Raw genomic sequence first — 26,484 nt, forward strand, 5'->3', positions numbered from 1 at the left:
CTAAGGGAGCCCCATGACCCCCCTCCTCGAAGTGCGCGGGATCGACAAGAGCTTCGGCCCGGTGAAGGTCCTGCACGACGTGGCCTTCTCCGCCTACGCCGGCGAGGTGACCGCCCTCGTCGGCGACAACGGCGCCGGCAAGTCGACGCTGGTCAAGTGCGTCGGTGGCATCTACCCGATCGACGCGGGCGAGATGCTCTTCGACGGCCGCCCGGTCCAGGTCCACAGCCCCCGTGACGCGGGTGACCTCGGGATCGAGATCGTCTACCAGGACCTGGCCCTGTGCGACAACCTCGACATCGTCCAGAACATGTTCCTCGGCAGGGAGCGCAAGAACGGTCTCCTGCTCGACGAGGACAGCATGGAGGAGTTGGCCGAGCAGACGCTCAGCGGCCTGTCCGTGCGCACGGTCAAGTCCATCAGGCAGCAGGTCTCCAGCCTGTCGGGCGGGCAGCGGCAGACCGTGGCCATCGCCAAGGCCGTGTTGTGGAACAGCAAGGTCGTCATCCTCGACGAGCCCACCGCCGCCCTGGGCGTGGCCCAGACCGCGCAGGTGCTGGAGCTGGTGCGCAGGCTGGCCGACACAGGCCTGGCCGTGGTGCTCATCTCGCACAACATGAACGACGTGTTCGCCGTCTCCGACCGGATCGCGGCGCTCTACCTCGGCAGGATGGCCGCCCAGGTCAAGACCGCCGACGTGACGCACGCCCAGGTCGTCGAACTGATCACCGCGGGCCGGAGCGGGGATCTCGGCCTCAGGAACGGGGTCACCCCATCATGAACAAGATCAAGGAACTGCCCGGCGAGGCCATCGTCGCCGCGACGCAGGCCCCGTCCATCACCAACAGCTTCCGCGCCTACATGCAGCGGGTGCGCGGCGGGGACATGGGCGCGCTGCCCGCCGTGCTCGGCCTGCTCGTGCTCTGCGCGGTCTTCGCCACCGCGCGCCCCTCCTTCGTCACCGCGATCAACTTCGCCAACCTCTTCACGCAGGGCGCCGCCATCACGCTCATCGCGATGGGCCTGGTGTTCGTGCTGCTGCTCGGCGAGATCGACCTGTCGGCCGGTTTCGCCAGCGGCGTGTGCGCGGCCGTGCTCGCCGTCACGCTCACGGGCATGGGACTGCCCTGGTATGTGTGCGTATTGGCGGCGATCGTCACCGGCGTGGTCATCGGCGTCGTGCTCGGCACGCTGGTCGCCAAGGTCGGCATCCCGTCGTTCGTCGTGACGCTGGCCGCGTTCCTGGCCTTCCAGGGCCTGGTCCTGGTGCTGGTCGACGAGGGCACGAACATCTCCATCCGCGACTCCGTGATCGTGGCGATCGCCAACAGGAACCTGCCGCCGTGGCTCGGCTGGGCGCTCTACGCCGTCAGCGTGGCCGTCTACGCGGGCGTGCAGCTCCTGCGGGCCAGGAAGCGCGCCAAGCGCGGCCTGGTGGCCGACCCGCTGTCGCTGATCGGCTTCCGCGTCGGCGTGCTGGCGGTGCTGGCCGGGCTCGCGGTCTTCGTGCTCAACCTGGAGCGCAGCCGCAACCCGGCGCTCGTCTCGCTCACCGGCGTGCCGATCGTGGTGCCCATCATCCTGGCGCTGCTGGTCGCCTGGACGCTGGTGCTGCGCCGCACCGCGTTCGGCCGCCACCTGTACGCGGTCGGCGGAAGCCCCGAGGCCGCCCGCCGGGCGGGCATCTCGGTGGACCGGATCAGGATCAGCGCGTTCGTGATCTGCTCCTCGATGGCGGCGGTCGGCGGGATCATCGCCGCCTCCAGGGCCAGTTCCGTCGACCCGAACACGGGCGGCAGCTCCGTCCTGTTGTACGCGGTGGGCGCGGCCGTCATCGGCGGCACGAGCCTGTTCGGCGGCAAGGGCCGGGTGCTGGACGCCGTGCTCGGCGGCGCCGTGGTAGCCGTCATCGAGAACGGCATGGGTCTGATGGGGTATGGAGCCAGTGTGAAATACCTGGTCACAGGGTCTGTCCTGCTGCTCGCCGCGGGTGTGGACGCGCTGGCGCGCAAGCGGGCGGCAGCCGCTGGTCTAAGGTGATCAGCGACTCTCAGCCCCTGAAGGAACCCCAGACCATGCGTGCCGGCCCGTCCCAAGAGGACATCAGGCGCCACAACCTCGGCGCGCTGCTTCGTCATGTCCATCTGGGCGGGCCCATTTCGCGTGCCGAGCTGACCTCGAAGATGGGGCTCAACCGCAGCACGATCATGGCCCTGACCTCCGATCTCACGGCCGCGGGGCTGGTGCGCGAGGAGTTGCCGCGCGAGACGGGCCGGGCGGGCAGGCCCTCGCTCGTGGTGCGGCCTGAGTCGGCCCGCGTCTACGTGTTCGCCTTCGACGTGAGCCCCGACCGGCTCGCGGTCGCCCGCGTCGGGCTGGGCGGGGTGATCCTCGACCGCAGGGAGACCACGTGCGAGCGCGGCGCGTTCGCGCTGGAGGAGCTGGCAGGCACGCTGTCCGGGTTCGCCAGGCAGATGCGCCGCAAGACCAGGGCCGACACCGTGTGCGTCGGCGCGGCGGCGGCGGTCAGCGGCGGCGTGCGCAAGGGCGACGGCGTCGTGAGGTTCGGCCCCAACCTGAAGGCCGACGAGGTGCCGTTCGGGGAGGAGCTGGGCCGCAGGCTCGGCCTCGGCCTGACGGTCAGCGTGGGCAACGACGCCAACCTGGCCGCCCTCGCCGAGCACAGCCGCGGTGTCGGCGCGGGCGTCAGAGACCTCATCTACCTGCACGGCGACGTCGGCATCGGCGGCGGGATCATCGCGGGCGGTCACCTGCTCGGCGGCCACGACGGCTACGGCGGCGAGGTCGGCCACATGGTCGTCAACCCGGACGGCCGGGCCTGCGGCTGCGGGTCGCACGGCTGCCTGGAGGCCGAGGTGGGGGAGCGGGCGCTGCTGGAGTCGGCCGGGCGGTTCGGGGCGGGGCAGCAGGGCAGGGACGCCGTGCGCGCCGTCGTCGAGGCCGCCGACCGGGGCGACATCGTGGCGCAGGAGGCGCTCAGCAGGGTCGGCGACTGGCTGGGGCTCGGCGTGGCGAACCTGGTGAACATCTTCAACCCGGAGATGGTGATCTTCGGTGGGATGTTGCGGGAGATCTATCTCGGGTCGGCGGCGCAGGTGCGTTCCCAGCTCACCCTGCACGCCATGGCGCCGCAGCGCGAGAAGCTGCGGCTGCGCACGTCGGCGCTCGGCGACGCGGCCACGCTGGTGGGCGCGGCCGAGCTGGCCTTCGCCCACGTGCTGTCCGACCCCCTCGAAGTGCTGGCCCGCGCCAATGCCTGAGCCCGTGCCAACGTTCAGGCCCGTGCCGGTGCCTAGGTGATTCTGCTCTTGCGCGCGGTCCAGGTGTTGCAGAAGCCGGTGGCGCCGCCGCGGTAGCCGCGGTCCTGCCAGAAGGCCAGGTTGCCTGGCTTGCCGTGGATGTCGCTCTCGTCCGCCATGCGTACGGCCTCGATCCACTCGTCCCAGTCGAGGCCGGGCTTGATCGACTCGATCGTCGCGCTGTAGAAGACGCCGGCGAAGCACTCCGCCTGCATCTCCAGCCGGTGGCTCAGCAGTTTGCGCGCGTCGTCGGAGGCCGGCCAGTACAGCGCGTTCTGCGCGTCCAGCACACCGACGAGCTGCTGGACGTGGTGGCCCCACTCGTGGGCCACGGAGTGCGCGATGTTCATCCTGAACGGGTCGCGCAGGTCGTGCTTCATGATGCGGATGGCGATCGCCCGCTGCTCGGGGCAGTAGTGGGCGCCGTTGCTGTTGATCTTCCCGCAGACCGAGTCGGTCCCGGTGGTGACGGTGACCTCGGGCGAGGTGTACCGCAGCCCGGCGGCGGCGAACCTGGCGGCCCAGAAACGGTCGGCGCAGTCGGCCATGGCGCGGTGGAAGGACTTGAGCGAGTTCGCGCTGCCCTGGCGGATGGCCGGGACGTCGCATGTGTGGCGCGGCCCGTCATCGCTCATCACGCTGGTCAACCCGGGCTGTGCCACCCCTGCGGCTGCGTTCGCCGGCGTGGAGGAGAGCAGCCCCGCGACGAGGCACACGGTCGCCGCTAAGAGGGAAATGCGCACGATCGCGGATCATAGATGAGTTTGTGGTGATTTAGGGTTTCGTGCTCAGCGGGAACTCACAACGTGTTCCTGGCCTGGGCGGCCCAGGTGTTGCACGCTCCGGGGGTGCCCCGGTTGAAGCCCCGCGTCATCCAGGCCGCCTGGGTCGGGCCCTTGCCGTGGTCGTTCTGCGGCCAGCCCTTGGCGCCGTTCTTCCTGAACCACTCCACCGTGTAGGCCCAGTCGGAGTCGGTGACGAGCCGGGTGCCCTTCATCGTGCTCATGAAGGCCGCGGAGAAGCACTCGGCCTGCAGTTCGGAGTTGCGTGAGAGCTGCAGGCGCCTGGCCTTGCCCGCACCCGACCTGGCGGCCCAGTAGTAGGACCAGATGCCGGAGGTCTGCTGGACGTGGTGTCCGTACTCGTGCGCGATCAGCCGGGAGATGCCCAGCGGGAACGGGTTGCGGAGCTGGGCCCGGCTGATCATCAGGTACATCGTGCGGTCGGTGGAGCAGTAGACGCCGTCGGCGCCGGCGTTCCACAGGCCGCAGGGCGTCTTGACCTTGGTGGTGATGATGCGCAGCCGGGGCTTGGAGAAGGGCAGGTCGGCCTTGCGGAACTGGGCGGCCCACGCCTTGTTCAGGCAGGCGGTCACGCGGGTCAGGAAGCGGCGGTAGGCGCTGATGCTGCCGGCGGGCAGGTCGCCGGGGTCGCAGTCGACGTCCGTGAGCCGGCCGGTCTTGTAGAGCGGGTTCCGTGTCGCCAGCGCCCTGCCGGCGTCGGCGCGCTTGCCGTCGGCGGGCGCGGCGGGTGGCGAGGCGAGTTGCTGGGCTGCGGACTCCGTCGAGGTCGTGGCCACGTCGGCCAGGACGAGCACCAAACTTGCTGCTGCAAGGGCAAGAGCGAGCATGGCTGCCACAAGTGCCACGATCTTGATTTTGGGGACGGAGTTCATAGGTACCGAAAGACTAGGTCAAGATCGGACATAAGTGGGTGGATTTGACTTGATGGAGTCAGTGGGGCGTCCGCGAACTAGACTCGGGGGAATCGGCGCACAAGAGCAGAGGGGAGTCGGATCCGTGAGCGGGTTGCTGGGCTCGATAGAGGGACCGCACGACGTCAAACGGCTCACTGTCGAGGAGTTGCCGCGGCTCGCGGGGGAGATCCGTGACGTGCTCGTCGACGCCTGCGCGAGGTTCGGCGGCCACCTGGGCCCCAACCTCGGCGTGGTCGAGCTCACCATCGCGCTCCACCGGGTCTTCGACTCGCCGAAAGACCCGATCGTCTGGGACACCGGCCACCAGTCCTACGTGCACAAACTCCTCACCGGCAGGGCTTCGGGGTTCGAGGCGCTCAAGCAGGAGGGCGGCCTGTCGGGCTATCCGAGCCAGGCCGAGTCGGAGCACGACCTGGTCGAGAACTCCCACGCCTCCACCGCCCTGTCCTACGCCGACGGCCTGGCCAAGGCGTTCAAGCTGCGCCGCGAGCACGACCGCACGGTCGTCGCGGTCATCGGCGACGGCGCGCTGACCGGCGGCATGGCCTGGGAGGCGCTCAACAACATCGCCGCCGTCAAGGACCTGCCGGTCGTGATGGTGGTCAACGACAACGGCCGCTCCTACTCGCCCACCATCGGCGGCCTGGCCTCCCACCTGTCCTCGCTGCGGGTCAACCGCCGCTACGAGGACGTGCTCGAGTACGTCAAGGACAAACTGGGCAACGTCCCCGTCCTGTACGACGCCCTGCACGGCTTCAAGAAGGGCGTCAAGGACGTCCTGGCGCCGCAGGCCATGTTCGAGGACCTCGGCCTCAAGTACGTCGGCCCCATCGACGGCCACGACGAGCAGGCCATGGAGGCCGCCCTGCGCAAGGCCCGCGACTTCCGCGGCCCCGTCATCGTGCACGCGCTCACCCAGAAGGGCCGCGGCTACACCCCCGCCGAGAACCACGACGAGGACCAGTTCCACTCGCCCGGCGCCTTCGACCGGGTCACCGGCGCGGAGAAGCCCAAGCCCCGCATCTGGACCAACGCCTTCAGCGAGGAGCTCGTCCGGCTCGGCAAGGAGCGCGAAGACCTGGTCGCGATCACCGCCGCCATGCTCCACCCGACCGGGCTCAACGCCTTCGCCGAGGCCTACCCCGAGCGCATCTACGACGTCGGCATCGCCGAGCAGCACGCGCTGACCAGCGCCGCCGGGCTCGCCCTCGGCGGCATGCACCCGATCGTGGCCGTCTACGCCACCTTCCTCAACCGCGCCTTCGACCAGCTCCTCATGGACGTCGCCCTGCACCGGCTGCCGGTCACGGTCGTGCTCGACCGGGCGGGCGTCACCGGCGACGACGGCGCCAGCCACAACGGCATGTGGGACCTGTCGATCCTCCAGATCGTCCCCGGGCTGCGCATCGCCGTGCCACGCGACGGCGACCGGCTCGCCGAGCTGCTGCGCGAGGCCGTCGAGGTCACCGACGGCCCGACCGCGCTGCGCTTCCCCAAGGGGCCCGTGGCCGAGCCGGTCGAGGCCGTGGGCAAGCTCGGCGAGATGGACCTGCTGCGCGCCGGGGAGGGCGAACCCGACGTGCTGCTCGTCGGCGTCGGCCCGATGGCCCAGCTCTGCATGGACGCCGCCGTCCTGCTCGACGCCCAGGGCATCTCGGCCACCGTGGTCGACCCGCGCTGGGTCAAGCCGCTCGACGAGGCGCTCGTGCTGGCCTCGAGCGCCCACAAGCTGGTGGCCGTCGTCGAGGACAACGGCCGCGTCGGCGGCGTGGGCGACGCCGTGGCCCGCCTGCTGCGCGACGGCGACGTCGACGTGCCCGTACGCACCTTCGGCATCCCGCAGGAGTTCCTCGACCACGCCAAGCGCGCCGCCATCCTCGGCCGGGTCGGCCTGACCGGCCAGGACCTGGCCCGGCAGATCACCGAGGCCGTCGCGAAGCGGACCTCTTCCGCGGAGCCCGCCCGCCACTGACCACCTCGCGGGCCGCGGCGATGATCACCGCCGCGGCCCGGAATCCCCGACCCCGCGCCGGATACGCATGATCACGCTCGGTGCGGGAAGGATCGCCGAGCGTGGACATCTTTCGGAAGAAGAGTGTCGAGCAGTCGATCCGCGACACCCAAGCCCCCGAACACCAGTTGCGCAAGCGCCTGACCGCCCTGGACCTGACGGTCTTCGGCATCGGCGTCATCGTCGGCACGGGCATCTTCGTCCTGACCGGGCAGGTCGCCAAGGACACGGCGGGCCCCGCGGTGGCGATCTCGTTCGTCGTCGCGGGCGTCGTGTGCGGCCTGGCGGCTCTGTGCTACGCCGAGTTCGCCTCCACGATCCCGGTCGCCGGGTCCGCCTACACCTTCGCCTTCGCCACGCTCGGTGAGTTCCCCGCCTGGGTGATCGGCTGGGACCTGCTCCTGGAGTTGGCGCTGGCCGCGGCCGTGGTGGCGGTCGGCTGGGCAGGGTACTTCGACTCGATGCTGACCTCGTTCGGCGTCGACCTGCCGGACGCGATCTCCGGCGCGCATCCTGCGGTGAACGTCCCCGCCATGATCATCGTCGCGATCCTGACCACGGTCCTGGCCCTGGGCATCAAGCTGTCCTCCCGGGTCAACCTGGTCCTCGTGCTCACCAAGGTCGCGGTCGTGCTGCTGGTGATCGTGGCGGGGCTCTTCTTCGTCAAGGGCGCCAACTACACGCCGTTCATCCCCGAGGCCATGCCCGAGGCGCGCATCGAGGGGCTGCGGGCTCCGCTGATCCAGCTCCTGTTCGGCATCACGCCCGTCGCGTACGGGGTGTTCGGCATCTTCGCCGCCGCGGCGATCGTGTTCTTCGCCTTCATCGGCTTCGACATCGTGGCCACCGCCGCGGAGGAGACCATCAACCCGCAGCGTGACGTGCCGCGCGGCATCATCGGCTCGCTGGCCATCTGCACGTTCCTGTACGTGGCCGTCTCCCTCGTCGTCGTCGGCATGCAGCGATACAGCGAGCTGAGCACGACGGCGCCGCTGTCGGACGCCTTCATCGCCGTCGGGCAGCCCTGGCTGGCCGCGATCATCAGCGTGGGCGCGATCGCCGGCCTGACCACGGTGGTGCTCGTGCTGCTGCTGGGCCAGACCCGGGTGCTGTTCGCCATGTGCCGCGACGGGCTGCTGCCGGTCTGGCTGGCGAAGGTCAACCCGGGGTTCGGCACGCCCGCCAGGCTCACGGTCATCATCGGTGCGGTGACGATGCTGCTGGCCGGGTTCGTCTCGTTCGGCGAACTGGCCGAGTTGGTGAACATCGGCACGTTGTTCGCGTTCGTGGTCGTCTCGATCGGCGTGATCGTGCTCAGGAGGACCAGGCCCGATCTGCCGCGCGCGTTCAGGGCGCCGCTGGTGCCGGTGCTGCCGATCCTGTCGGTGCTGGCCTGCCTCTACCTGATGCTCAACCTGCCGGCGCTGACGTGGTTGCGGTTCGTGCTCTGGATGATCCTCGGCGTGCTGCTCTACGCGGGCTTCGGCTACTGGCACAGCAGGCTGGTGGCGCGCCCGGGGAAGACGGACGGGGTGAGCGCGTGACCCACCCCGCCGGCCGGGTCAGATCGAAAGGACCGCTCCGAGGGCCGCCTTCACCTGGCAGCCGTTGGTGAAGACCTTGGCCCACTTCACCGCCAGGCCGTACCAGCGGCCCACGATCACGACGGCGTGCGGCTGCACCTCCTGGGTGCACACGGCGTTCGGTGAGACGTTGAGCTGCTCGGGCTTGCCCTTGACCTTCTCCAGCAGTTGGCAGGCCGCGCGGGCGTTGGGGTGGGTGCCGCCGACCGGTGCGCAGTGGAGCCAGACCGTCTTGGTCTCCCCGCCCTTGACCGCATCGACGATCTTGAGCTGCACCTTGGGCTTGGGGGCGGCCACCGCGGGCGCCGACGCGCCCAGCAGGAAGGCTCCGCAGAGCGTGATCGTGCCGACTGCTCGCATCATGGTTACTCTCCGTTCGTAGGACGGCACCACACGCTACGGCGGAGGTTCTGGCGAGTTAAGGAGGCCCGCCGGGCGGGCCTCCTTAAAGAATCAGGCAGGCACGGAGGCGACCCCGGGCGGCAGGAAGCGCGGCTGGGCGAAGCCGGCGCGGTCCAGGTACGGGGTGATCCCGCCCAGGTGGAACGGCCAGCCGGCGCCGAGGATCATGCACAGGTCGATGTCCTGTGCCGCCGCGACGACGCCCTCCTCCAGCATGACGTGGATCTCTCTGGCCAGCGCGGCCAGGACGCGCTCGCGGACCTGCTCGGCCGTGGACGGCGTGGCGCCGCCCGCGAAGAGCGCCACCGCCTCCGGGTCGAGCGTGAAGTCGGGCAGGTAGACGCCCGGCTTGCCGGCCGCGACGAGCTTGGCCATGTTCGGCGAGAGACCGAACCGGTCGGGGAAGGCCTGGTGCAGCGTCTCGGCCACGTGCAGGCCGACCGCAGGGCCGACGAGCTGCAGCAGGGCGAACGGCGACATCGGCAGCCCGAGCCCGTCGAGCGCGTGCTCGGCGACCTCCAGCGGCGTGCCCTCGTCCACTGCCGCCACGACCTCGCCCATGAAGCAGGTCAGCAGCCGGTTGACCACGAACGCCGGGGCGTCCTTGACCAGCACCGACGACTTCTTCAGCGTCTTGCCGACGGCGAAGGCCGTGGCCAGCGTGGCGTCGTCGGTCGCGGCGCCCCTGATGATCTCCAGCAGCGGCATGACCGCGACCGGGTTGAAGAAGTGGAAGCCGACCAGCCGCTCGGGGTGCTTCAGGTCCGCGCCCATCTCGGTCAGCGACAGCGAGGAGGTGTTGGTGGCCAGCGTGCACTCGGCCGGCACCACGGCCTCGACCTCGGCGAACACCTGCTTCTTGACCGCCATGTCCTCGAAGACGGCCTCGATCACGAAGTCGGCGTCGGCGAAGGCGTCCTTGGTCAGCGAGCCGGTCACCAGGGACTTCAGCCGGTTGGCCTGGTCGGCGGAGATCCGGCCCTTGCCCAGCAGCTTGTCCACCTCGGTGTGCGCATAGCCGACGCCCTTGTCGAGCCTGGCCTGGTCGAGGTCGGTGAGTACGACCGGGACCTCCAGACGGCGCGCGAACAGCAGCGCCATCTGCGAGGCCATCAGGCCCGCGCCCACGACGCCGACCTTGGTGACCTTGCGGGCGAGAGCGGCGTCGGGCGCGCCCGCCGGCCGCTTGGCACGCCGCTGCACCAGGTCGAACGCGTAGAGCCCGGCCCGCAGCTCGTCACCCATCAGCAGGTCGGCCAGCGCCTCGTCCTCGGCTGCGAAGCCCTCGTCGCGGGAGGCGGTCTCCGCCAGCGCGATCAGGTCGAGCGCCCTGTAGGGGGCGGGCGCGGCTCCGCGCAGCTTCATGTCCAGCAGGAAGCGCGCGTCGGCGACCGCCTTTTGCCAGCCGTCGTGCCGCTCGCGCTCGACGGTGATCTCGCCGCCCACGACCTTGGCCGCCCAGCGCAGCGACTCCTCCAGGAAGTCGGCGGGGTCGAACATCGCGTCGGCGACGCCGAGCTCGTGCGCGTCCCTGCCCTTGATCATGCGGTTCTGGGAGAGCGGGTTGTCGATGATCAGCTTGATCGCGTTCGCCGGGCCGACGAGGCGGGGCAGGAGCTGCGTGCCGCCCCAGCCCGGCACCAGGCCGAGGAAACACTCGGGCAGGGCCACGGCGGGCACACCCGCGGAGATCGTCCGGTAGCCGCAGTGCAGCGCGATCTCCAGGCCGCCGCCCATGGCCGCGCCGTTGACGAACGCGAACGTCGGGATCGGCAGCTCGCCCAGTCGGCGGAACACGTGGTGGCCCAGCGCGCCGATCGCCAGGGCCTCCTCGCGCGTGGTCAGCGCCGCCGCGCCCTTGAGGTCGGCGCCGACGGCGAAGATGAAGGGCTTGCCCGTCACGCCCACGGCGGCCAGGTCGGTGCGCTCGGCGATCTCCGACAGCGCGCCGTTCAGCGCGAACAGGCCGTGCGGGCCGAAGGTGTTGGGCTTGGTGTGGTCGAAGCCGTTGTCAAGGGTGATCAGCGCCATCGTGCCCGCGCCGTAGGGGAGCTGGACGTCGCGCACCAGGGCCTTGGTGACGACCTCGTCGGTGCTGCGCTCGCTCAGCAGCGCACGCCAGTTGTCAATGGTAGTCACGCGAGGTTCTCCCAGATCACAGTGCCGCCCATGCCCATGCCGACGCACATCGTGGTGATGCCGTAACGCACGTCGGGACGCTCGCCGAACTGCCGCGCGAGCTGCGTCATCAGTCGCACGCCGGAGGAGGCGAGCGGGTGCCCGTAGGCGATGGCGCCGCCGTAGGCGTTCACGCGGGGGTCGTCGTCGGTGATGCCGAAGTGGTCGAGGAAGGCCAGCACCTGGACGGCGAAGGCCTCGTTGATCTCGAACAGCCCGATATCAGAAATTTCCAGATTCGCCAGGCGAAGCGCCCGCTCCGTGGACGGGATCGGCCCGACGCCCATCACCTCGGGGTCCACGCCCGCGAACGCGTACGACACCAGCCGCATCTTCGCGCCCAGCCCGAGCTCCTCGGCCACCTCGCGGGCGGCCACGACGCAGCCGGTCGCGCCGTCGTTGACGCCGGAGGAGTTGCCCGCGGTGACGTTGCCGTGCGGGCGGAAGGGCGTCTTGAGCCCGGCCAGCCCCTCCATCGTGGTGCCGGGGCGCGGGGCCTCGTCCTCGACGGCCAGGCCCCAGCCCCTTTCCGCCGTCCTGATCGCCGCCGGCACGAGGTCGGGCTGGATCTTGCCGTCGGCGTACGCCTTGGCCGCCCGCTCCTGCGAGAGCACCGCGTAGGCGTCGGCGCGCCCCTTGGTGATCGCCGGGTAGCGGTCGTGCAGGTTCTCGGCCGTCATGCCCATGACCAGCGCGCTCGGGTCGACCAGCTTCTCCGACAGGAAACGCGGGTTGGGATCGACGCCCTCGCCCATCGGATGGCGGCCCATGTGCTCGACGCCGCCGGCGATGGCGACGTCGTAGGCGCCGAACGCGATGCCGCCCGCGACCGTGGTGACCGCGGTCATCGCGCCCGCGCACATGCGGTCGATGGCGTAGCCGGGCACGGACTTGGGCAGCCCGGCCAGCACCGCCGCGGAACGGCCGATGGTCAGGCCCTGGTCGCCGATCTGGGTGGTCGCGGCGATGGCGACCTCGTCCACGCGCTCGGGTGGCAGGTGGGGATTGCGCCGGACGAGCTCGCGGATGACGCGGACGACCAGGTCGTCGGCGCGGGTCTCCGCGTACAGCCCCTTCGGCCCCGACCTGCCGAAAGGCGTGCGCACGCCGTCGACGAACACGACGTCACGAGAGGAAGGCACGGATTCGCTCCTCGTTGTTGGGGTTACCCCGCCTATGCTACTCGTCGGTAACTACTCCGCAGACGAGGGCGACGGTGAGCAGTCCGTAGACGACCCCCGTCGCCGGCTCCCACAGATGGGCGCGGGCTCCGACCAGGGCCGCGACAGCCACGATCGCGCCCGTCCAGAGCACCGCGCCCTCTCCCCGGCGCGCGCCCGAGCCGGGATCCCACGGATCGCCAGGTGATCCCCCCGGACGCCGGACGCGCGTCAGCATCTCCAACGCCTCACGTGCCCACCACAGCAGGAACAACACCCCGGCCGACAGGCTCAGCACCGCCAGGGCCTCGGCGGCCCAGTTCAGGGCGTCGGCGAAGGCGTACCACGCGGCCTGGCGGAAGAAGCGCGGGGACGTCCAGCCGAGCAGCAGCGTCACCGCCCAGCAGCACGCCACGCAGATCCGGCTCAGCGGGCGGACCCTGCCGGAAGGGACGTCGGCGTACAGTTCGCGCTCCCTGCGGCGCACGTGACGGGCGCGGGCGCCCCAGACGTACTGGGTGGCGGCCAGCGTGGGCAGCGCGACCACGAAGACCGCCAGCGACAACACCGCGAGCGGCAGCGTCTGCTCCCTGGTGGCGGCCCTGTCGGCGAGCAGCTGTGCGGTGGCCTGCAACGCGATCGAGGTGGACAGGGCGACGAGGGCGCTGCGGCGGGCGTTTCTGGCCCTGGCGCGCAGCCCGGCCACCTCGTGGGCGCCCGGGGGCGGCGGGAGCTCGGTCAACAGCATGAATGTCATCATGTCGTCACCGTACGTAGTGGTGCTCCGGATTTTCGCGCTTTGCATGGAACCCTTGCCGGAGACCGCGCGTATCCCAGAAAGACGCGCATTCGCGCTGGGCGGGGGCCAGGCTGATTCATAGGCGGACGCACCGCCTTTGTAGCTATGCTTCGCGATCATGGTGCAAGGGGTGAACCGCATGAGAGAGCGGCCGAGCAGTGCGGTTCATGACCAGGAAGCGCCCCCGCGAAGGGGGACGAAAGACGCGCGCGACCCGAACGCGCGGCGCAACCCGCTGACACCACTGGGGTGGGTCAGTGTGGCGCTGACGTCGCTTCTGGTCGTCGTCACGCTCGGCGGGTACGGGTACTACCGCAGTCTCGACAGCGGGATCATCCGCGTGCCGATTGAGCCCGGCGCGAACCGCCCTCCGGAGACCGGGGCGCTGAACGTGCTGCTCGTCGGCTCCGACTCCCGCGACGGCAACAACCAGAGGTACGGCGCCACGACCATCAACGGAGGAGAGCGCACCGACACGATCATGTTGCTGCACATCTCCCCGAACCGGGACAAGGCAACCATGATCAGCTTTCCGCGCGACTCCATGGTTCAGATCCCCCCATGTCCGGGCAAGAACGGCGCCACACTGCCCGGCGGGCTCAACCTGATCAACGCCGCCTTCAACGAGGGCGGCATCAACTGCACGATCATGACCATCGAGTCGCTCACCAACATCAAGATCAACCACTTCGTGAAGGTCGACTTCACCGGCTTCAAGGGCATCATCGACGCCCTTGGCGGCATCGAGATCTGCTTGCCCAAGGCGGTCAACGACCCCCAGGCGAAGCTGGTGCTCGACAAGGGCAGGCACGTGGTCAAAGGGGAGCAGGCGCTGGGCTACGTGCGCACCAGGTACAAGCTCGGTGACGGCAGCGACCTGAGCAGGATCCAGCGTCAGCAGGTCTTCCTCACCAAGGTCATGGAGAAGGTCACCGACGGCGGTCTGCTCACCGATCCCGTCAAGTTGGACGGCTTTCTGCGGGCCGCCACCAAGGCCGTCACCGTGGACGAAGGGCTCACGCTGGAGCGGATGCTGGAGGTCGCCAGGAGCGTCGAGGGTCTGACGGCCAAGGAGCTCAAGGGCATCACGGTGCCCACCGAGCCCTATGCGCCGAAGCCGGCCCATGTGCAGTTCAGTGAGCCGGCCGCCACGAACTTCTTCGACCAGGTCCGCAGAGATGTGGAGGTCACCGCCACCGCCGGCCCGGGCAAGCCCGCCGCGCTCAAGGTCGAGCGCGAGCAGGTGCGCGTCCAGGTGCTGAACGCCACAGGCGAGTCGGGCAAGGCCCTCCAGGTCGCCGACGAACTGGCCGACCAGGGATTCGTGGTGACGCAGGTCGGTGACGCCCCCACGACCGACGCGACCTCGATCAGGTACGCCAAGAAGGACGCCGCCAACGGCACCGCCTACGCCGACACGGTGGCCGCCCGGTTGTCGAAGGAGAAGAAGACCCCGGCCGAGGGCAAGGTCAAGCCTCTCAAGACGCAGCCGTACAAGGGAAAGACCGCTGTCAAGGCCCCCGATGGCCCGATCATCCAGCTCGTCATCGGCAAGGATTGGCCTGGTGTGCGGGTCGAGTCGGTGATTTCCAGCTCGCTCAAGGACAAGGTGGTCGACACCAGCACCAACCCGTGCCTGTAATCCTCATCAAGCGGTCACGCCCGCGTCCACGGCGATCGTCGCGCCGGTGATGGCTCGCCCGCCGTCGCCCGCGAGGTGGGCGACGGCGGCGGCGATGTCGTCGGGGGAGCAGTAGACGCCGAGCGCGGTGAACCGGCGTTCCTCCTCGGCCTCGGGGCTGTCGGCCGGGTTCATCTCGGTGTCGGTTGAGCCGGGGCTGACCAGGTTCGCGGTGATGCCGCGTGGGCCCAGGTCCCTGGCCAGGCCCTTGGTCAGCCCGATCAGCGCCGACTTGCTCATCGCGTACGCCGACCAGCCCGGGTAGGGGACGCGTTCGGCCAGGCTGCTGCCGATCATGACGATCCTGCCGCCCCGCTCCATGTGCCGGGCCGCCGCCTGGGCCAGCACGAACGAGGCGCGGGCGTGCACGGCCAGCAATTGGTCGACCTCCGCCAGCGTCACCTCCTCCAGCGCCCCGTAGGGCGCGATGCCCGCGTTGCTCACCAGCACGTCCAGCCGCCCCAGCTTCGCGGCCGCGTGCTCCACGGCCGCGACCAGCGCGACCGCGTCCTCGGCCGGGGCCCGGACGGCCAGGGCGCGCCCGCCCGCCGCCGCGATCTCCTTGGTGACGGTCTCGGCCCTGTCGCCAGCCGTGTTGTACGTGATCGCCACGTCGAATCCGTCGGCCGCGAGCCGTCGTGCGATGGCCGCGCCGATGCCCCTGCTGCCACCTGTTACCAAAGCGACCTTGTTCGGCATGGCTCCTCCTAATCCGGAATCGGTTCCGGTTAACCGTAACCGGAACGCGTTCCGAATCGCAAGCGATGGAAGGATGGGGGCGTGAAACGCGAGCGCACCGACGCGGCCCGCAACCGGGCGAAGATCCTCGCCGCGGCCGAGGGCATCGTGGCCGCCCAGGGGGTCCAGGGGCTGTCGATGGCCGACGTGGCCGCGGCGGCGGGCGTCGGCGTGGGGACGCTCTACCGGCGCTTCGGGGATCGCTCCGGGCTGGCGTACGCGCTCATCGACGCACGGGAGCGGGAGTTCCAGGCGGCGTTCCTCGAAGGGCCGCCGCCGCTCGGGCCGGGGGCGGAGCCGGGCGAGCGGGTCGGGGCGTTCATGCGGGCGCTGTCCGATCGCACGGTCGAGCAGCTCGACCTGCTGCTCATGGCCGAGACGGCGGGGCCGATGGCCCGCTTCGGCGGCGCGTACGACGCCTATCACGGCCACCTGGTCATGCTGATCGGCCGGGTCCGGCCGGACGTCGACGCCTTCTGCGTGGCCGACGCGCTCCTCGCGCCGCTCGCCGCGCCGCTGCTCGCGTACCGGATGCGTGAGTGCGGGGTGGACGTGGGGCGGGTGAAGGCGGCGCTTGACAGCCTTCTTGACGGGCTCCTCGGCTGATCGGGGCCCCTTTGGCAGGGACTCTCCGTCCGGTCCTGCTGCTCAGAGTGACGAAAGTTACCCTACGTGATTTTAGGGAAACATGTGAAATTTCCGGACAAGCGGTGGTTGGGTCTGCTAGGAAAGGGCGCGGTCCGAATTCGTACTAGAGAGGTTCCATCGTGGCGCGCGACGAGAACGACAGGCCATATGAGGATGGGCAGGGTAGGTCGTTAAACCCGGAGCTCGCGGGTGACGTGCTGTCGCCGCGGTGGAGCACCGACGACACCGACGAGCAACCCGCCATCCAGGTCGTCGGCAACGAGACCTACATCCTTCCGCCCGGCGGGGGCACGCCCATGCCCATCGGCGAGCCGAAAGTCGGCGAGGGCGTTCGTGACGTCCTGGACGACAACCCACGCGACGTGCTGAGCGGGTCGCATGACGTGTTGAGCGGATCCTCCAGTTCTCATGACGTGTTGAGCGGGCCGGGAAGTTCCCACGACGTTCTGGGCCCGCCGAGCGGCGGTCACGACGTGCTCGGCGGCTATGAGATGGGTGCCCCGAGCGGGTCGCATGACGTGCGCGGCACCGGTGCCCCGCACGATCTGGGCGGTCCCAGCGGTCCGCATCGGATCGAGGAGGAGAACCCGTACCTGCCGATCGACCGCAGCTACGAGCGCGCCCCCGGCGACGAGCGCGCCTTCGACCGGGACGGTTTCGACCGGGACCGGGACGGCTTCGACCGGGACCGCGACTCCTTTGATCGGGACTACGACCAGGACGGTTTCGACCGGGACCGTGACGACGATCGCGACTGGGAGCGCGACGGCTTCAAACGTGGCGGCGCCGACCGGGCCGGCTTCGACCAGGACGGCTTCGAGCGCGACGACGAGCCCAAGCGCGGCTTCCTCGGCTCGGGGTGGAGCGACGACTCCAAGGAGCCGCCCGCACGCTCCGGCGGGCGGTCCAGCGGTGGGCGTTCCGGCGACGGCGAGGTGCGCCGCCGTACCAGGAAACTGCTGGTGGCCGCGGCGGCGGTGGTCGTGGTCGGCGTGGGCGCCGGCTTCATGCTCACCGGCACCTCCTCCGACGACCCGTGCGCCGGCGGCAACTGCGCGAGCGCGCGTCAGGTGAACAAGCCCTCCGAGACCGCGGCGCCTGCGGACGACACGGCGACGGAGGAGGAGCCCGAGCCCGACATCACCGAGTCGGACACGCCCGAGCCGACCGATACCGAGTCCGCGGAGCCGACTCCGACGCAGCAGCGGGCCCGGCCCACGCGCGAGCCCGAGCCCGAGGCGGAGCCGACTCGCGACCGCGTCGGTGAGCCGACCCAGAAGGCCAGCTCCAGGCCCACCCGGTCGCAGGAGGAGGAGCGCCAGCAGATTCACGAAACCGATGACTCCGAAGGCGCGCCCGCGACCCAGGCGCCCAAGGAGCAGCCGGTCCAGGAGCAGAAGCAGCCCGAGCAGACCCAGGCTCCGGTCCCGGCGCCGACGCAGTCGAGCGGAGGAGGGTTCCTGGACTTCCTGTTCCCGTGGGCCTGAGGCGTGTAAGGATGCGGATCCAGGGGCCGGTCTGGCAGACTTGGAAACCGCTTTCCCTGGAGGTCTCGTGGTCACGCTGGAAGACGTCGCCAAACAGGCGGGCGTCTCGCTCGCGACCGCTTCGCGGGTGCTCAACGGCAGCACCCGCCAAGTGGGCGCCGCCCTGCGGGCGCGCGTCGAGCGGGCCGCGGACGAGCTGGGTTACCGCGCCAACATCGCCGCCCAGACGCTGGCGCGCGGCGCGAGCAACGTCATCGGCATCGTCGTCCACGACCTGACCGACCCCTACTTCGCCGCCCTGGCCGACGGGGCGATGCGGGCGGCGGCCACCGAAGGGCTGCTGGTCATGGTGGGCACCACGCATCGCGACCCGGAGCAGGAGATCGCCTACGTCGCGACGCTCAACGCCCAGCGGGTGCGGGCCGTCCTGCTCGTCGGCTCCCGGGTCGCCGATCCGGTCGTCACCGGGCGGCTGCGCGACGAGCTCGCCCGCTACCAGGCCGGCGGCGGCCGGGCGGCCTGCGTGGGACAGGACCTGCTCGGCGTCGACACCGTCGCGCCCGCCAACCGCGAAGGTGCCGCCGAGCTGGCGCGGGCGCTGGCCGGGCTGGGCCACACACGTTTCGCCGTACTGGCCGGGCCGCCGCACCTGGTGACGGCGGCCGATCGGTGCGCCGGGTTCTCCGGGGCGCTGGAGGAGATGGGGCTGCCCGCGCCCCAGGTGATCCACGGTCCGTTCGACCGCGACGGCGGTTATGCGGCCGCCCAGCAGGTCGGGGACGCGACCTGCGTGTTCGCGGTGAACGACGTGATGGCGGTGGGGGCGTTGGCGGCCTGCCGCGAGCGTGGGGTCCGGGTGCCCGAGGACGTTTCTGTGGCGGGCTTCGACGACATCGTTACGTTGCGAGACCATGTTCCCGCGTTGACGACCGTGCGGCTGCCGTTGAAGGACATGGGGGCGCGGGCTCTGGAACTGGCGCTGGGGGAGCAGGGGGAGGTCGTGGTCGAACAGGTCGCGGGTGAGGTCGTGCTGCGGCGGAGCGTACGGAGGATGACGGCGTGAAGCTGGCGGTCAGCACGTTGGGGATGCCCGGTGAAGGGCTCGACAGGGCGATCGAGATCGCGGTCGGCGGGGGCTGCCAGGGGCTGGAGTTGCGCCTGCATCCGGACACCGGCGTGCACAGCGGGCTGGACGCGGGGGAGCGGCGGTCGGTGCGGTCGCGAGTGGAAGGGGCGGGCCTGGAAATTTCCGCCCTCGCCGGATATGTCAGGGTTTGTGAGCCCGGACCGGACGAACCGGTTATCGAGGCGCTGCTCGCCGACCTGCGGCTCGCCGCCGACCTGGGCGCGCCCGCGGTACGGGTGTTCCCGCGCGGCGACGATCCGGCCATCGGCGCCCGCAGGCTCAAAGCCGTTTCCGGTACGGCCGCCGGCCTCGGACGCCGCGTGCTCGTCGAGACGCACGACAGCATGGCCACCGGCGCGGCCCTGGCCGAGGTGCTCGCCGCCGCCGACTGCCCCGGCACGACCGGCGCGATCTGGGACCTGCTGCACCCGTGGCGCCACGGCGAACCCCCGGCCGCCACGCTGGCCGCGCTCGGCCCGTACCTCGCCTATGTGCAGGTCAAGGATGCCGTCTCGGCCGAGGACACCACGCCGGTGCCCATGTGGACGGGTTCCGTGCCGCTGGAGGAGGCCGGGGAGCTGCTGCGCGGGGCCGGCTACGACGGGTGGGTCTCGCTGGAGTGGGAGCGTACCTGGTATCCGCATGTCGCGCCGGTTGAGGAGATTCTGCCGGGAGCGGCGGAGTGGGTGCGGAGATTCACCGCTTAGATGGGGGTATGTCCCCTTTCAGAGATAAAGTCCTCGTCGTCGGGATGGACGGCCTGCGTTTCGACCGGCTCCAGGTTCTCGACGCGCCCGTGCTGGCCGGGTTGATGTCCTCCGGCGCGTACGGCACCAGCAAACTCCCCTACGGAGAGGCGGGAACGCCGCGTACGGAATCGCCGGGAGAGATCGTCCCCAAGGCTCCGGAGCCGGGCGGCAGGGTCATCAGGTCGCGTACGGACTCGGGCCCCGGGTGGTCGTCCATCGCCACCGGGGTCTGGCCGGACAAACACGGCGTCGTAGACAACAGCTTCTCAGAAGCCGATTTCACCAAATTTCCTGACTACTTGACTCGTGTGAAGAACGCTCGCCCCGACCTGACCACGTCGGCGTTCTTCTCCTGGATATCGCTCGCCGAACAGGGCGCCTTCGGCGACGCCATCGACCACCGCTTCGCCCTCGACGGCTACGCCCTCGGCTGGGCCGCCGCCGACGAACAGGTCGCCGAGGCCGCCGAGCGCCACCTGGCCGACGACGACCCCGACGCCGTGTTCGTGTACCTGGGCGACATCGACGAGGTGGCCCACGCCCTCGGCGCGTTCTGTCCCGAGTACGCCGCCGCGCTTGAAACCCAGGACGCCTACCTTGGGCGCCTGCTCGCCACGATCCGCGGGCGGGCCTCGTACGCCGCGGAGCGCTGGACCGTCCTGGTGACGACCGACCACGGGCACGTGGACGACGGCGGCCACGGGGGCACCTCGGATGAGGAGCGCACGGTGTTCGTGATCGCCGCCCGGCTGGGGGAGGACCTCGGCGGCCGTTCTCTCCTCGCTCCCCGGTTGGTGGACGTGGGGCCGACGGCGCTGGCGCTCCTCGGGGTGGCCATCGATCCCGCATGGCGCCTGGACGGGGTGCCGCTGGAGCTCTGATGTTCATCACCTGTTGAATTTCTGCCGGACGAGCGTGACAATTGTGAGGAAACGCTGAACGGCTGGGGTGCACTCAATGACGACCGCACTGGACTTCTCCGAGATCGACGCCGGGATGCCGGCCGAGGTGGGTGGCAAGGCCGCCAACCTCGGCGAGCTGACCAGGGCGGGCCTACCGGTGCCGCCCGGCTGGGTGCTGACGACGGAGGCGTACCGCCAGGTCGCGCAGGGGCTGCAACCAGGCGACCTCGCCGGCCCGACGCTCGCTGAGCAGGCCAGGCGGCACCTGCTGGAAGCGCCGGTGCCCGCCGAGGTGCACGAGACGATCGTGACGTCCTACGCCGCGCTCGGGGACGACGTGCCGGTGGCGGTACGCTCGTCCGCCACAGCCGAAGACCTGCCATTCGCCAGCTTCGCCGGACAGCAGGACACGTTCCTGAACGTCGTGGGGGCGCAGGAGGTGGTGGCCGCCGTACGCCGCTGCTGGGCCTCCCTCTGGACCGACCGCGCCGTCGCCTACAGGGAGGCCAACGGCATCGACCACGCCTCGGTACGGCTCGCGGTGGTCGTCCAGGTCATGGTGGACGCGCAGGTCGCGGGGGTGATGTTCACCGCGAACCCGGTAACGGGCCGACGCCGCGAAAGCGTCATCGACGCCAGCCCCGGCCTTGGGGAGGCCGTCGTGTCCGGCGCGGTCAACCCGGACCGGTTCGTCGTCTACGAGGGCGAGATCCTCGAACGGCACCCGGGAGACAAACGGATACTGATCCGCCCCCGCCCGGGCGGCGGCACAGAACGCCTCGAAACCCCCGATCCGGGCCCGGCGGTCGCCCTGGACGTCCCCGAAGTCACCGCTGAGCCCGCCCCCGCCTCACCGAACGGCCTCGATCCCGTCGCCGTCCCGAGTGGTGGCTTCTGCCTGGACGATGTGCGGGTACGCGAGCTGGCGGCGCTCGGCATTCGCGTTGAGGAGCACTTCGGTGCGCCCCAGGACATCGAGTGGGCCATCGACGCCGACGGCGTGCTCTGGCTCACCCAGGCCAGGCCGATCACGACCCTCTACCCCCTGCCCGAGCCGACCAGGCCGGGCCTGCGCGTGTACTTCTCGCTCAACGTCGCCCAGGGCGTCATGGGCCCGCTCACGCCGCTGGGGCTGGAGACGTTCAAGCTGGTCAGCGGGGGCGCGGCGCGGCTGTTCGGCTACGGCTCCAAGCGCCGCCTCGACGGCCCGGCGTTCATGACGGAGTCGGGCGGGCGCATGTGGATCGACCTCACCACGGCCGTACGCAGCCGCGTGGGCCGCACCGTCCTGCCGCGCATGCTCACCCTGGGCGAGGCCCGTACCGTCGCCGTCTTCAACCGGTTGGCGGAGGATCCCCGGCTGCCGCTGACGCACACCTCCCCGCTCCCCGCCCTGCGCGGCGCGTTCCGCTTCGCCCGGGGCGTCCACGCCCCGTCCCGCGTCCTGATGGCGCTGACCAGGCCGAACAGGGCCCTGGCTTACGCGGCGCGTGTCGGTGAGGAACTCGACAGGAAGCTCAAGCTGCCCGCCGACATCACCCCCGCCCAGCGGCTGGACCACGCGGAACGAACCCTCGCCGGCACCTTCCCTGCCATCGTCTCGATCATGCCCATCGTGATCACCGGTTACGGCCTGTTCGCCCTGGCGTCCAAGCTGTCGGGCGTCCCGGTGGACCAGATGCAGGACGTGCTGCGCAGCGTCCCCCACAACCCGACCACCGAGATGGACCTGGAGCTGTGGCGCCTGGCCACCCGCATCGAGCCCGAGCCGTTCCTGCGGGAGTCCGTGCCCGAGCTGGTGCGCCTCTACCGGTCCGAACGGCTCCCGCCGAAGGCGCAGGCCGAGATCACCGTGTTCCTCGCCGAATACGGCCACCGCGGGGTCGCCGAGATCGACCTGGGGGTGCCGCGCTGGTCGGAGGAGCCCGCCCACATCCTCGGCGTCCTGGCCAACTACCTGCGCATGGACGCCGGCGTCGACCTGGCTCCGACGGCGGTGTTCGCCAAGGGCGTCGAGCAGGCGCGGGCCGCGACCGCGAACGTGATGGCGCATGCCCGCGGCAAGGGCCGGTGGCGGGCCGCCGTGGTGCGTTTCGGGCTGCGGCGCACCCGGACGTACGCGGGGCTGCGCGAACTGCCCAAGTTCTACGCGGTCAAGGCCATCGCCGCCATACGGCAGAGCCTGCTCGTGGTCGGCGCTCACCTGGTGGAGGCGGGCGTGCTGGATTCGGCGCGCGACGTGGTGTTCCTGACCTTCGACGAGATCAGGTCGGCCCTGAACGGCGACAGCGGCTTGCGGGCTCTGGTGGGGGAGCGGCGGGTCGCCTACGAGCTGGAGTCGCGCCGCAGGCACGTCCCCAGGGTGCTGCTGTCCGACGGCACCGAGCCCGAGACCCTCGTCGCCACCGCCCACGAGGGCGCGCTGATCGGCACCCCTGCCTCGGCCGGCACCGTCACCGGCGTGGCCCGGGTGGTGCTCGACCCGATCGGCGCCCACCTGGAGCCCGGCGAGATCCTCGTGTGCCCCTCGACGGATCCGGGCTGGACCCCGCTGTTCCTGACGGCCGGCGGGCTGGTGATGGAGATGGGCGGGGCCATGTCGCACGGCGCGGTGGTGGCCAGGGAGTACGGCATCCCGGCCGTCGTCGGCGTACCCGACGCCACCCACCGCATCACCACCGGCCAGGAGATCACGATCGACGGCGCCGCGGGCACGGTGTCGATTTCATGACCAAATCGGGGATGCTCAGGGCCTGGCGAGCACCACGTCCTCGTAGCGGGACTTCATCGTGGCCACCACCTGGTCCGGGTCGGCGGCCCAGATGTCGGCGTTGAAGATCTCCACCTCGACGTCCCCGGCGTACCCGGCCGCGAGCACCGCCCGGGTGATCGGCCGGAAGTCGATCACGCCGTCGCCCATCATGCCCCGTCCGAGCAGGATGTCCTGCGGCAGCGGATGCAGGTAGTCGCACACCTGGTAGGAGGCGATCCTGCGGCCCGCCCGCGCGATGTCCTCGAACAAGCGCGGGTCCCACCAGACGTGGAAGGTGTCGACCACCACGCCGACCTGCTCCTCGGGGTAGGGCAGGCTCAGGTCGAGCGCCTGGCCCAGCGTGGACAGGACAGCGCGGTCCGGGCAGTAGATCGGGTGCAGGGGCTCCAGGGCCAGCTTGACGCCGCGTTCGCCGGCATAGGGCGCAAGCTCCGCGAGCGCCTCGGCCACCCGCTCCCGCGCCCCGGCCAGGTTCCGGGAGAACCCGGCGGGGGCGACCGATCCGGTCGTGGAGCCGGAGCCGGTGGCCGTTTCGGGCAGGGGTTCGCCGGGTTTGACGCCGGGCAGCCCGCCCACCACCATCACCAGGCAGGCCGCCTCCAGCTCGGCCGCCTCGTCGACGGCCCGCCGGTTGTCGTCCAGCGCCTGGGCGAACGCCCTGCGTCCTTCCTCGCCCGGCAGCCCGCCGGCCGTCAGGAAGCCGCCCCGGCACAACGACGACACGCGCAGCCCGGCCTCACGCACCAGCTTGACGCTGCGCGCGAGCCCCTCCTCGGCGACCTTCTCCCGCCACAGCCCGACCGCCTCCAGGCCGTGCCGTACGCACCCGTCCACGGCCTGCGTGACCGTCCAGCGCCGGGTCGTCCACTGGTTCAGCGAAAGGCTCACAGCCCGTTCACCGCCAGCAGCGTCTTCATGCGGCGCACGGCCAGCTCCTGGTCGGCCAGCAGCCCCGCCTGGTCGGCCAGGCGGAACACCTGCGCCAGGTGCCGCAGCGAGCGGGCCGACTGGGCGCCGTTCACCATGGCGAACGCGTCCTGGTGGCCGTTCAGCCAGGCCAGGAAGACGATGCCGGTCTTGTAGTGGTACGTCGGCGTCTCGAAGATCTTCCGCGACAGCGGGACGGTCGGGGCGAGGATCTCGTCGTAGGCGGCCAGCAGCCGGTCGCGGTCGGCCACGTCGCCGGCCGCCTCGGCCGCGTCCAGCGCCTGGAGCGCCGCGGCGGCGGCGGGGGCGATGGCGTCGAAGATGCCCAGCAGGGCGTGCGAGCCGGTCCTGATCAGCGACGGGTAGTTGAAGTCGTCGCCGGTGTAGAGCTTGACGCCCTCGGGGAGCGCGGCGCGCAGGCGCACCTCGTGCTCCTCGTCCAGGAGCGACACCTTCACGCCGTCCACCGTCGCGGCGTGGGCGTGGATCAGCTCCAGGAACGACTCGGTCGCCGCCGCCACGTCCCGCGAACCCCAGTAGCCGGCCAGTTGCGGGTCGAACATCTCGCCCAGCCAGTGCAGGATCACCGGGCGGTCCGCCAGGCCGAACAGCTTGCCGTACACCTGGTGGTAGTCGCGCGGGCCCTCGGCCGCCCTGGCGAGCTGACGGGAGGCCATGATGATCACCCCGGCGCCCGTGGACTGGACGGTCTCGATCTGCTCGGAGTACGCGGCGGTGATCGTGTGCAGGTCGGCCGCGTCGGGCGCGTGGTCGGTGCCCGCGCCGCAGGCCACCAGAATGGCGGGGTCTCCGACCGTACGGGCCTCGGCGGCGCTGCGCCGGACGAGCTCCTTGGTGGCCGCCCAGTCCAGGCCCATGTTGCGCTGGGCCGTGTCCATGGCGTCGGCCACCCGCAGCCCGTGCGACCACAGGTGGTGGCGGAAGCGGAGGGTCGCGTCCCAGTCGACGACGGCGGGGGCGCCGGGCGTGTTGTCGCCGAGCGGGTCGGCGACGACGTGGGCGGCCGCGTACACGATGCGGCTGGTCGCGGGCGCGTCGATCGCGGGCCAGGACACGGGCTCGTTGAGGGTGTAGGCGCCGATGCCGGGAAGGTCGATCATCACAGCTGCGGCACCTCGATCCTGCGTCCCTCGGCCGACGAACGCAGGCCCAGCTCGGCGAGCTGCACGCCACGGGCGCCGGAGGCGAAGTCGTTCGGGAAGGGCGCGTCCTCCAGCACGTGCCTGACGAACGCCTCCCACTGGATCTTGAACCCGTTGTCGAACTCGGCGTTGTCCGGCACCTCCTGCCACCCGTCGCGGAAGCGCGCGGTGGCGGGCAGGTCGGGGTTCCAGACGGGCTTGGGGGTGGCGGAACGGTGCTGGACGCGGCAGTTGCGCAGGCCCGCCACCGCGCTCCCGTGCGTGCCGTCCACCTGGAACTCGACGAGCTCGTCCCGGTTCACGCGAACGGTCCAGGAAGAGTTGATCTGAACGACGATGCCGCCCTCGATGGTGAAGATTCCGTACGCGGCGTCGTCGGCGGTGGCCTGGTAGGTGTTGCCCTGCTCGTCCACCCGTGCCGGGATGTGCGTCGCGGCCTGGGCGTAGACCGACTGGACGCGGCCGAACAGGTTCTCCATCACGTAGTGCCAGTGCGGGAACATGTCGAGCACGATGCCGCCGCCGTCCTCGGCCCGGTAGTTCCACGAGGGGCGCTGGGCCTCCTGCCAGTCGCCCTCGAACACCCAGTACCCGAACTCCCCGCGCACCGACAGGATCCGGCCGAAGAAACCGCCGTCGATCAGGCGCTTCAGCTTGAGCAGGCCCGGCAGGAACAGCTTGTCCTGGACGACGCCGTTCTTGACGCCCTTGGCGGCGGCGGCCTCGGCCAGCGCGACGGCCTCCTGCGTGGACTCGGCGGTGGGTTTCTCGGCGTAGATGTGCTTTCCCGCCTCGATCGCCTTCAGCACGGCTTTGACGCGGGCGCTGGTGACCTGGGCGTCGAAGTAGATCAGGTTGTCTTCGTCGGCGAGGGCGGAGTCGAGGTCGGTGGTGAAATCCGAAATTCCATGCTTCTCCGCGATATCTGCCAATTTGTCTGCATTTCTACCGACAAGTACTGGCTTGAGTCTCACCTTGCCGCCGTCCGAGAGCGCGACACCGCCCTGCTCGTTGATGGCCAGGACAGAACGGACCAGGTGCTGGCGGTAACCCATCCGTCCGGTGACGCCGTTCATCACGACGCCGATGGTGCGCACGCTCATTGAGTATCCCTTCAGGG

At 70.6% G+C, this 26,484-nt stretch carries 22 protein-coding genes; 12 read left to right on the forward strand and 10 right to left on the reverse strand.

What is annotated here, in order from left to right:
* The first annotated feature begins 13 nt into the window (after nucleotides 1–13).
* From ACFOY2_RS20600 to ACFOY2_RS20610, 3 genes are read left to right on the forward strand one after another with little or no spacing between them, the layout of a single operon-like run.
* Entirely contained in the window at nucleotides 14–781 is a 768-nt protein-coding gene (locus tag ACFOY2_RS20600; RefSeq protein WP_379529674.1) for an ATP-binding cassette domain-containing protein, read from the forward strand.
* Complete coding sequence (locus ACFOY2_RS20605; protein ID WP_379529675.1) at nucleotides 778–2,040, forward strand: sugar ABC transporter permease; 1,263 nt, start codon at nucleotides 778–780, stop codon at nucleotides 2,038–2,040. Before ACFOY2_RS20600 ends, ACFOY2_RS20605 begins: the two co-directional genes overlap by 4 nt.
* A gap of 35 nt (nucleotides 2,041–2,075) precedes the next feature.
* Nucleotides 2,076–3,281, forward strand: coding sequence for an ROK family transcriptional regulator (locus ACFOY2_RS20610; RefSeq protein ID WP_379529676.1), 1,206 nt, complete (start codon nucleotides 2,076–2,078; stop codon nucleotides 3,279–3,281).
* A gap of 32 nt (nucleotides 3,282–3,313) precedes the next feature.
* On the opposite strand, the gene ACFOY2_RS20615 is transcribed toward ACFOY2_RS20610, so the two are convergent.
* Both ACFOY2_RS20615 and ACFOY2_RS20620 read right to left on the reverse strand, forming a co-directional pair.
* Nucleotides 3,314–4,063: a neutral zinc metallopeptidase gene (locus tag ACFOY2_RS20615; protein WP_379529677.1), complete on the reverse strand. Its 750-nt coding sequence runs from the start codon at nucleotides 4,061–4,063 to the stop codon at nucleotides 3,314–3,316.
* A gap of 56 nt (nucleotides 4,064–4,119) precedes the next feature.
* A complete protein-coding gene (locus tag ACFOY2_RS20620) occupies nucleotides 4,120–4,968 on the reverse strand; it encodes a neutral zinc metallopeptidase (RefSeq protein ID WP_379529678.1) in 849 nt (282 codons plus the stop codon).
* A gap of 160 nt (nucleotides 4,969–5,128) precedes the next feature.
* Between ACFOY2_RS20620 and dxs the strand changes: the two genes are divergently transcribed.
* Complete coding sequence (gene dxs / locus ACFOY2_RS20625) at nucleotides 5,129–7,009, forward strand: 1-deoxy-D-xylulose-5-phosphate synthase (protein WP_379529935.1); 1,881 nt, start codon at nucleotides 5,129–5,131, stop codon at nucleotides 7,007–7,009.
* A 101-nt stretch (nucleotides 7,010–7,110) separates the two neighbouring features.
* Nucleotides 7,111–8,592: an amino acid permease gene (locus tag ACFOY2_RS20630; protein WP_379529679.1), complete on the forward strand. Its 1,482-nt coding sequence runs from the start codon at nucleotides 7,111–7,113 to the stop codon at nucleotides 8,590–8,592.
* Between the two features lie 18 nt (nucleotides 8,593–8,610).
* On the opposite strand, the gene ACFOY2_RS20635 is transcribed toward ACFOY2_RS20630, so the two are convergent.
* From ACFOY2_RS20635 to ACFOY2_RS20650, 4 genes are all read right to left on the reverse strand, one after another.
* Entirely contained in the window at nucleotides 8,611–8,994 is a 384-nt protein-coding gene (locus ACFOY2_RS20635; RefSeq protein ID WP_379529680.1) for an SSI family serine proteinase inhibitor, read from the reverse strand.
* 90 nt (nucleotides 8,995–9,084) lie between these two features.
* Nucleotides 9,085–11,172 (reverse strand): 3-hydroxyacyl-CoA dehydrogenase NAD-binding domain-containing protein, encoded by a 2,088-nt coding sequence (locus tag ACFOY2_RS20640; protein ID WP_379529681.1) that lies wholly within the window; start codon nucleotides 11,170–11,172, stop codon nucleotides 9,085–9,087.
* Nucleotides 11,169–12,332 (reverse strand): thiolase family protein, encoded by a 1,164-nt coding sequence (locus tag ACFOY2_RS20645; protein ID WP_379529936.1) that lies wholly within the window; start codon nucleotides 12,330–12,332, stop codon nucleotides 11,169–11,171. Before ACFOY2_RS20645 ends, ACFOY2_RS20640 begins: the two co-directional genes overlap by 4 nt.
* 58 nt (nucleotides 12,333–12,390) lie before the next feature.
* Nucleotides 12,391–13,119, reverse strand: coding sequence for a hypothetical protein (locus ACFOY2_RS20650; protein ID WP_379529682.1), 729 nt, complete (start codon nucleotides 13,117–13,119; stop codon nucleotides 12,391–12,393).
* A 310-nt stretch (nucleotides 13,120–13,429) separates the two neighbouring features.
* Here ACFOY2_RS20650 and ACFOY2_RS20655 point away from each other — a divergent pair, with 310 nt between their 5' ends.
* Nucleotides 13,430–14,812 (forward strand): LCP family protein, encoded by a 1,383-nt coding sequence (locus ACFOY2_RS20655; protein ID WP_379529683.1) that lies wholly within the window; start codon nucleotides 13,430–13,432, stop codon nucleotides 14,810–14,812.
* A 6-nt stretch (nucleotides 14,813–14,818) separates the two neighbouring features.
* Here ACFOY2_RS20655 and ACFOY2_RS20660 read toward each other — a convergent pair whose 3' ends face one another.
* Nucleotides 14,819–15,550 carry an SDR family NAD(P)-dependent oxidoreductase gene (locus tag ACFOY2_RS20660; protein ID WP_379529684.1) on the reverse strand — a complete coding sequence of 244 codons (732 nt, stop codon included), beginning with the start codon at nucleotides 15,548–15,550 and terminating at the stop codon, nucleotides 14,819–14,821.
* An 81-nt stretch (nucleotides 15,551–15,631) separates the two neighbouring features.
* Between ACFOY2_RS20660 and ACFOY2_RS20665 the strand changes: the two genes are divergently transcribed.
* The 6 genes from ACFOY2_RS20665 (at nucleotide 15,632) to ACFOY2_RS20690 (ending at nucleotide 23,232) form a co-directional block, all read left to right on the forward strand.
* Nucleotides 15,632–16,195 (forward strand): TetR/AcrR family transcriptional regulator, encoded by a 564-nt coding sequence (locus tag ACFOY2_RS20665; protein WP_379529685.1) that lies wholly within the window; start codon nucleotides 15,632–15,634, stop codon nucleotides 16,193–16,195.
* Nucleotides 16,196–16,431: 236 nt separating this feature from the next.
* Nucleotides 16,432–17,724 (forward strand): hypothetical protein, encoded by a 1,293-nt coding sequence (locus ACFOY2_RS20670; RefSeq protein WP_379529686.1) that lies wholly within the window; start codon nucleotides 16,432–16,434, stop codon nucleotides 17,722–17,724.
* A gap of 67 nt (nucleotides 17,725–17,791) precedes the next feature.
* Complete coding sequence (locus tag ACFOY2_RS20675) at nucleotides 17,792–18,787, forward strand: LacI family DNA-binding transcriptional regulator (protein ID WP_379529687.1); 996 nt, start codon at nucleotides 17,792–17,794, stop codon at nucleotides 18,785–18,787.
* Complete coding sequence (locus tag ACFOY2_RS20680) at nucleotides 18,784–19,557, forward strand: sugar phosphate isomerase/epimerase family protein (RefSeq protein WP_379529688.1); 774 nt, start codon at nucleotides 18,784–18,786, stop codon at nucleotides 19,555–19,557. Before ACFOY2_RS20675 ends, ACFOY2_RS20680 begins: the two co-directional genes overlap by 4 nt.
* Before the next feature lie 8 nt (nucleotides 19,558–19,565).
* Complete coding sequence (locus ACFOY2_RS20685; protein ID WP_379529689.1) at nucleotides 19,566–20,480, forward strand: alkaline phosphatase family protein; 915 nt, start codon at nucleotides 19,566–19,568, stop codon at nucleotides 20,478–20,480.
* A gap of 76 nt (nucleotides 20,481–20,556) precedes the next feature.
* Nucleotides 20,557–23,232: a PEP/pyruvate-binding domain-containing protein gene (locus ACFOY2_RS20690; RefSeq protein WP_379529690.1), complete on the forward strand. Its 2,676-nt coding sequence runs from the start codon at nucleotides 20,557–20,559 to the stop codon at nucleotides 23,230–23,232.
* A gap of 15 nt (nucleotides 23,233–23,247) precedes the next feature.
* Here ACFOY2_RS20690 and ACFOY2_RS20695 read toward each other — a convergent pair whose 3' ends face one another.
* The 3 genes from ACFOY2_RS20695 to ACFOY2_RS20705 are packed head-to-tail and all read right to left on the reverse strand — an operon-like array spanning nucleotide 23,248 to nucleotide 26,467.
* The gene (locus tag ACFOY2_RS20695; protein WP_379529691.1) at nucleotides 23,248–24,162 is read right to left on the reverse strand and encodes a sugar phosphate isomerase/epimerase family protein; all 915 of its coding nucleotides are present in this window, start codon (nucleotides 24,160–24,162) and stop codon (nucleotides 23,248–23,250) included.
* Entirely contained in the window at nucleotides 24,159–25,322 is a 1,164-nt protein-coding gene (locus tag ACFOY2_RS20700) for a dihydrodipicolinate synthase family protein (protein ID WP_379529937.1), read from the reverse strand. The genes ACFOY2_RS20695 and ACFOY2_RS20700 overlap by 4 nt, the downstream gene beginning before the upstream one ends.
* A complete protein-coding gene (locus tag ACFOY2_RS20705) occupies nucleotides 25,322–26,467 on the reverse strand; it encodes a Gfo/Idh/MocA family protein (protein ID WP_379529692.1) in 1,146 nt (381 codons plus the stop codon). The genes ACFOY2_RS20700 and ACFOY2_RS20705 overlap by 1 nt, the downstream gene beginning before the upstream one ends.
* Nucleotides 26,468–26,484: the final 17 nt, after the last annotated feature.

It is taken from the genome of Nonomuraea purpurea (genome assembly GCF_042650645.1).
GTDB classification, from domain to species: domain Bacteria; phylum Actinomycetota; class Actinomycetes; order Streptosporangiales; family Streptosporangiaceae; genus Nonomuraea; species Nonomuraea purpurea.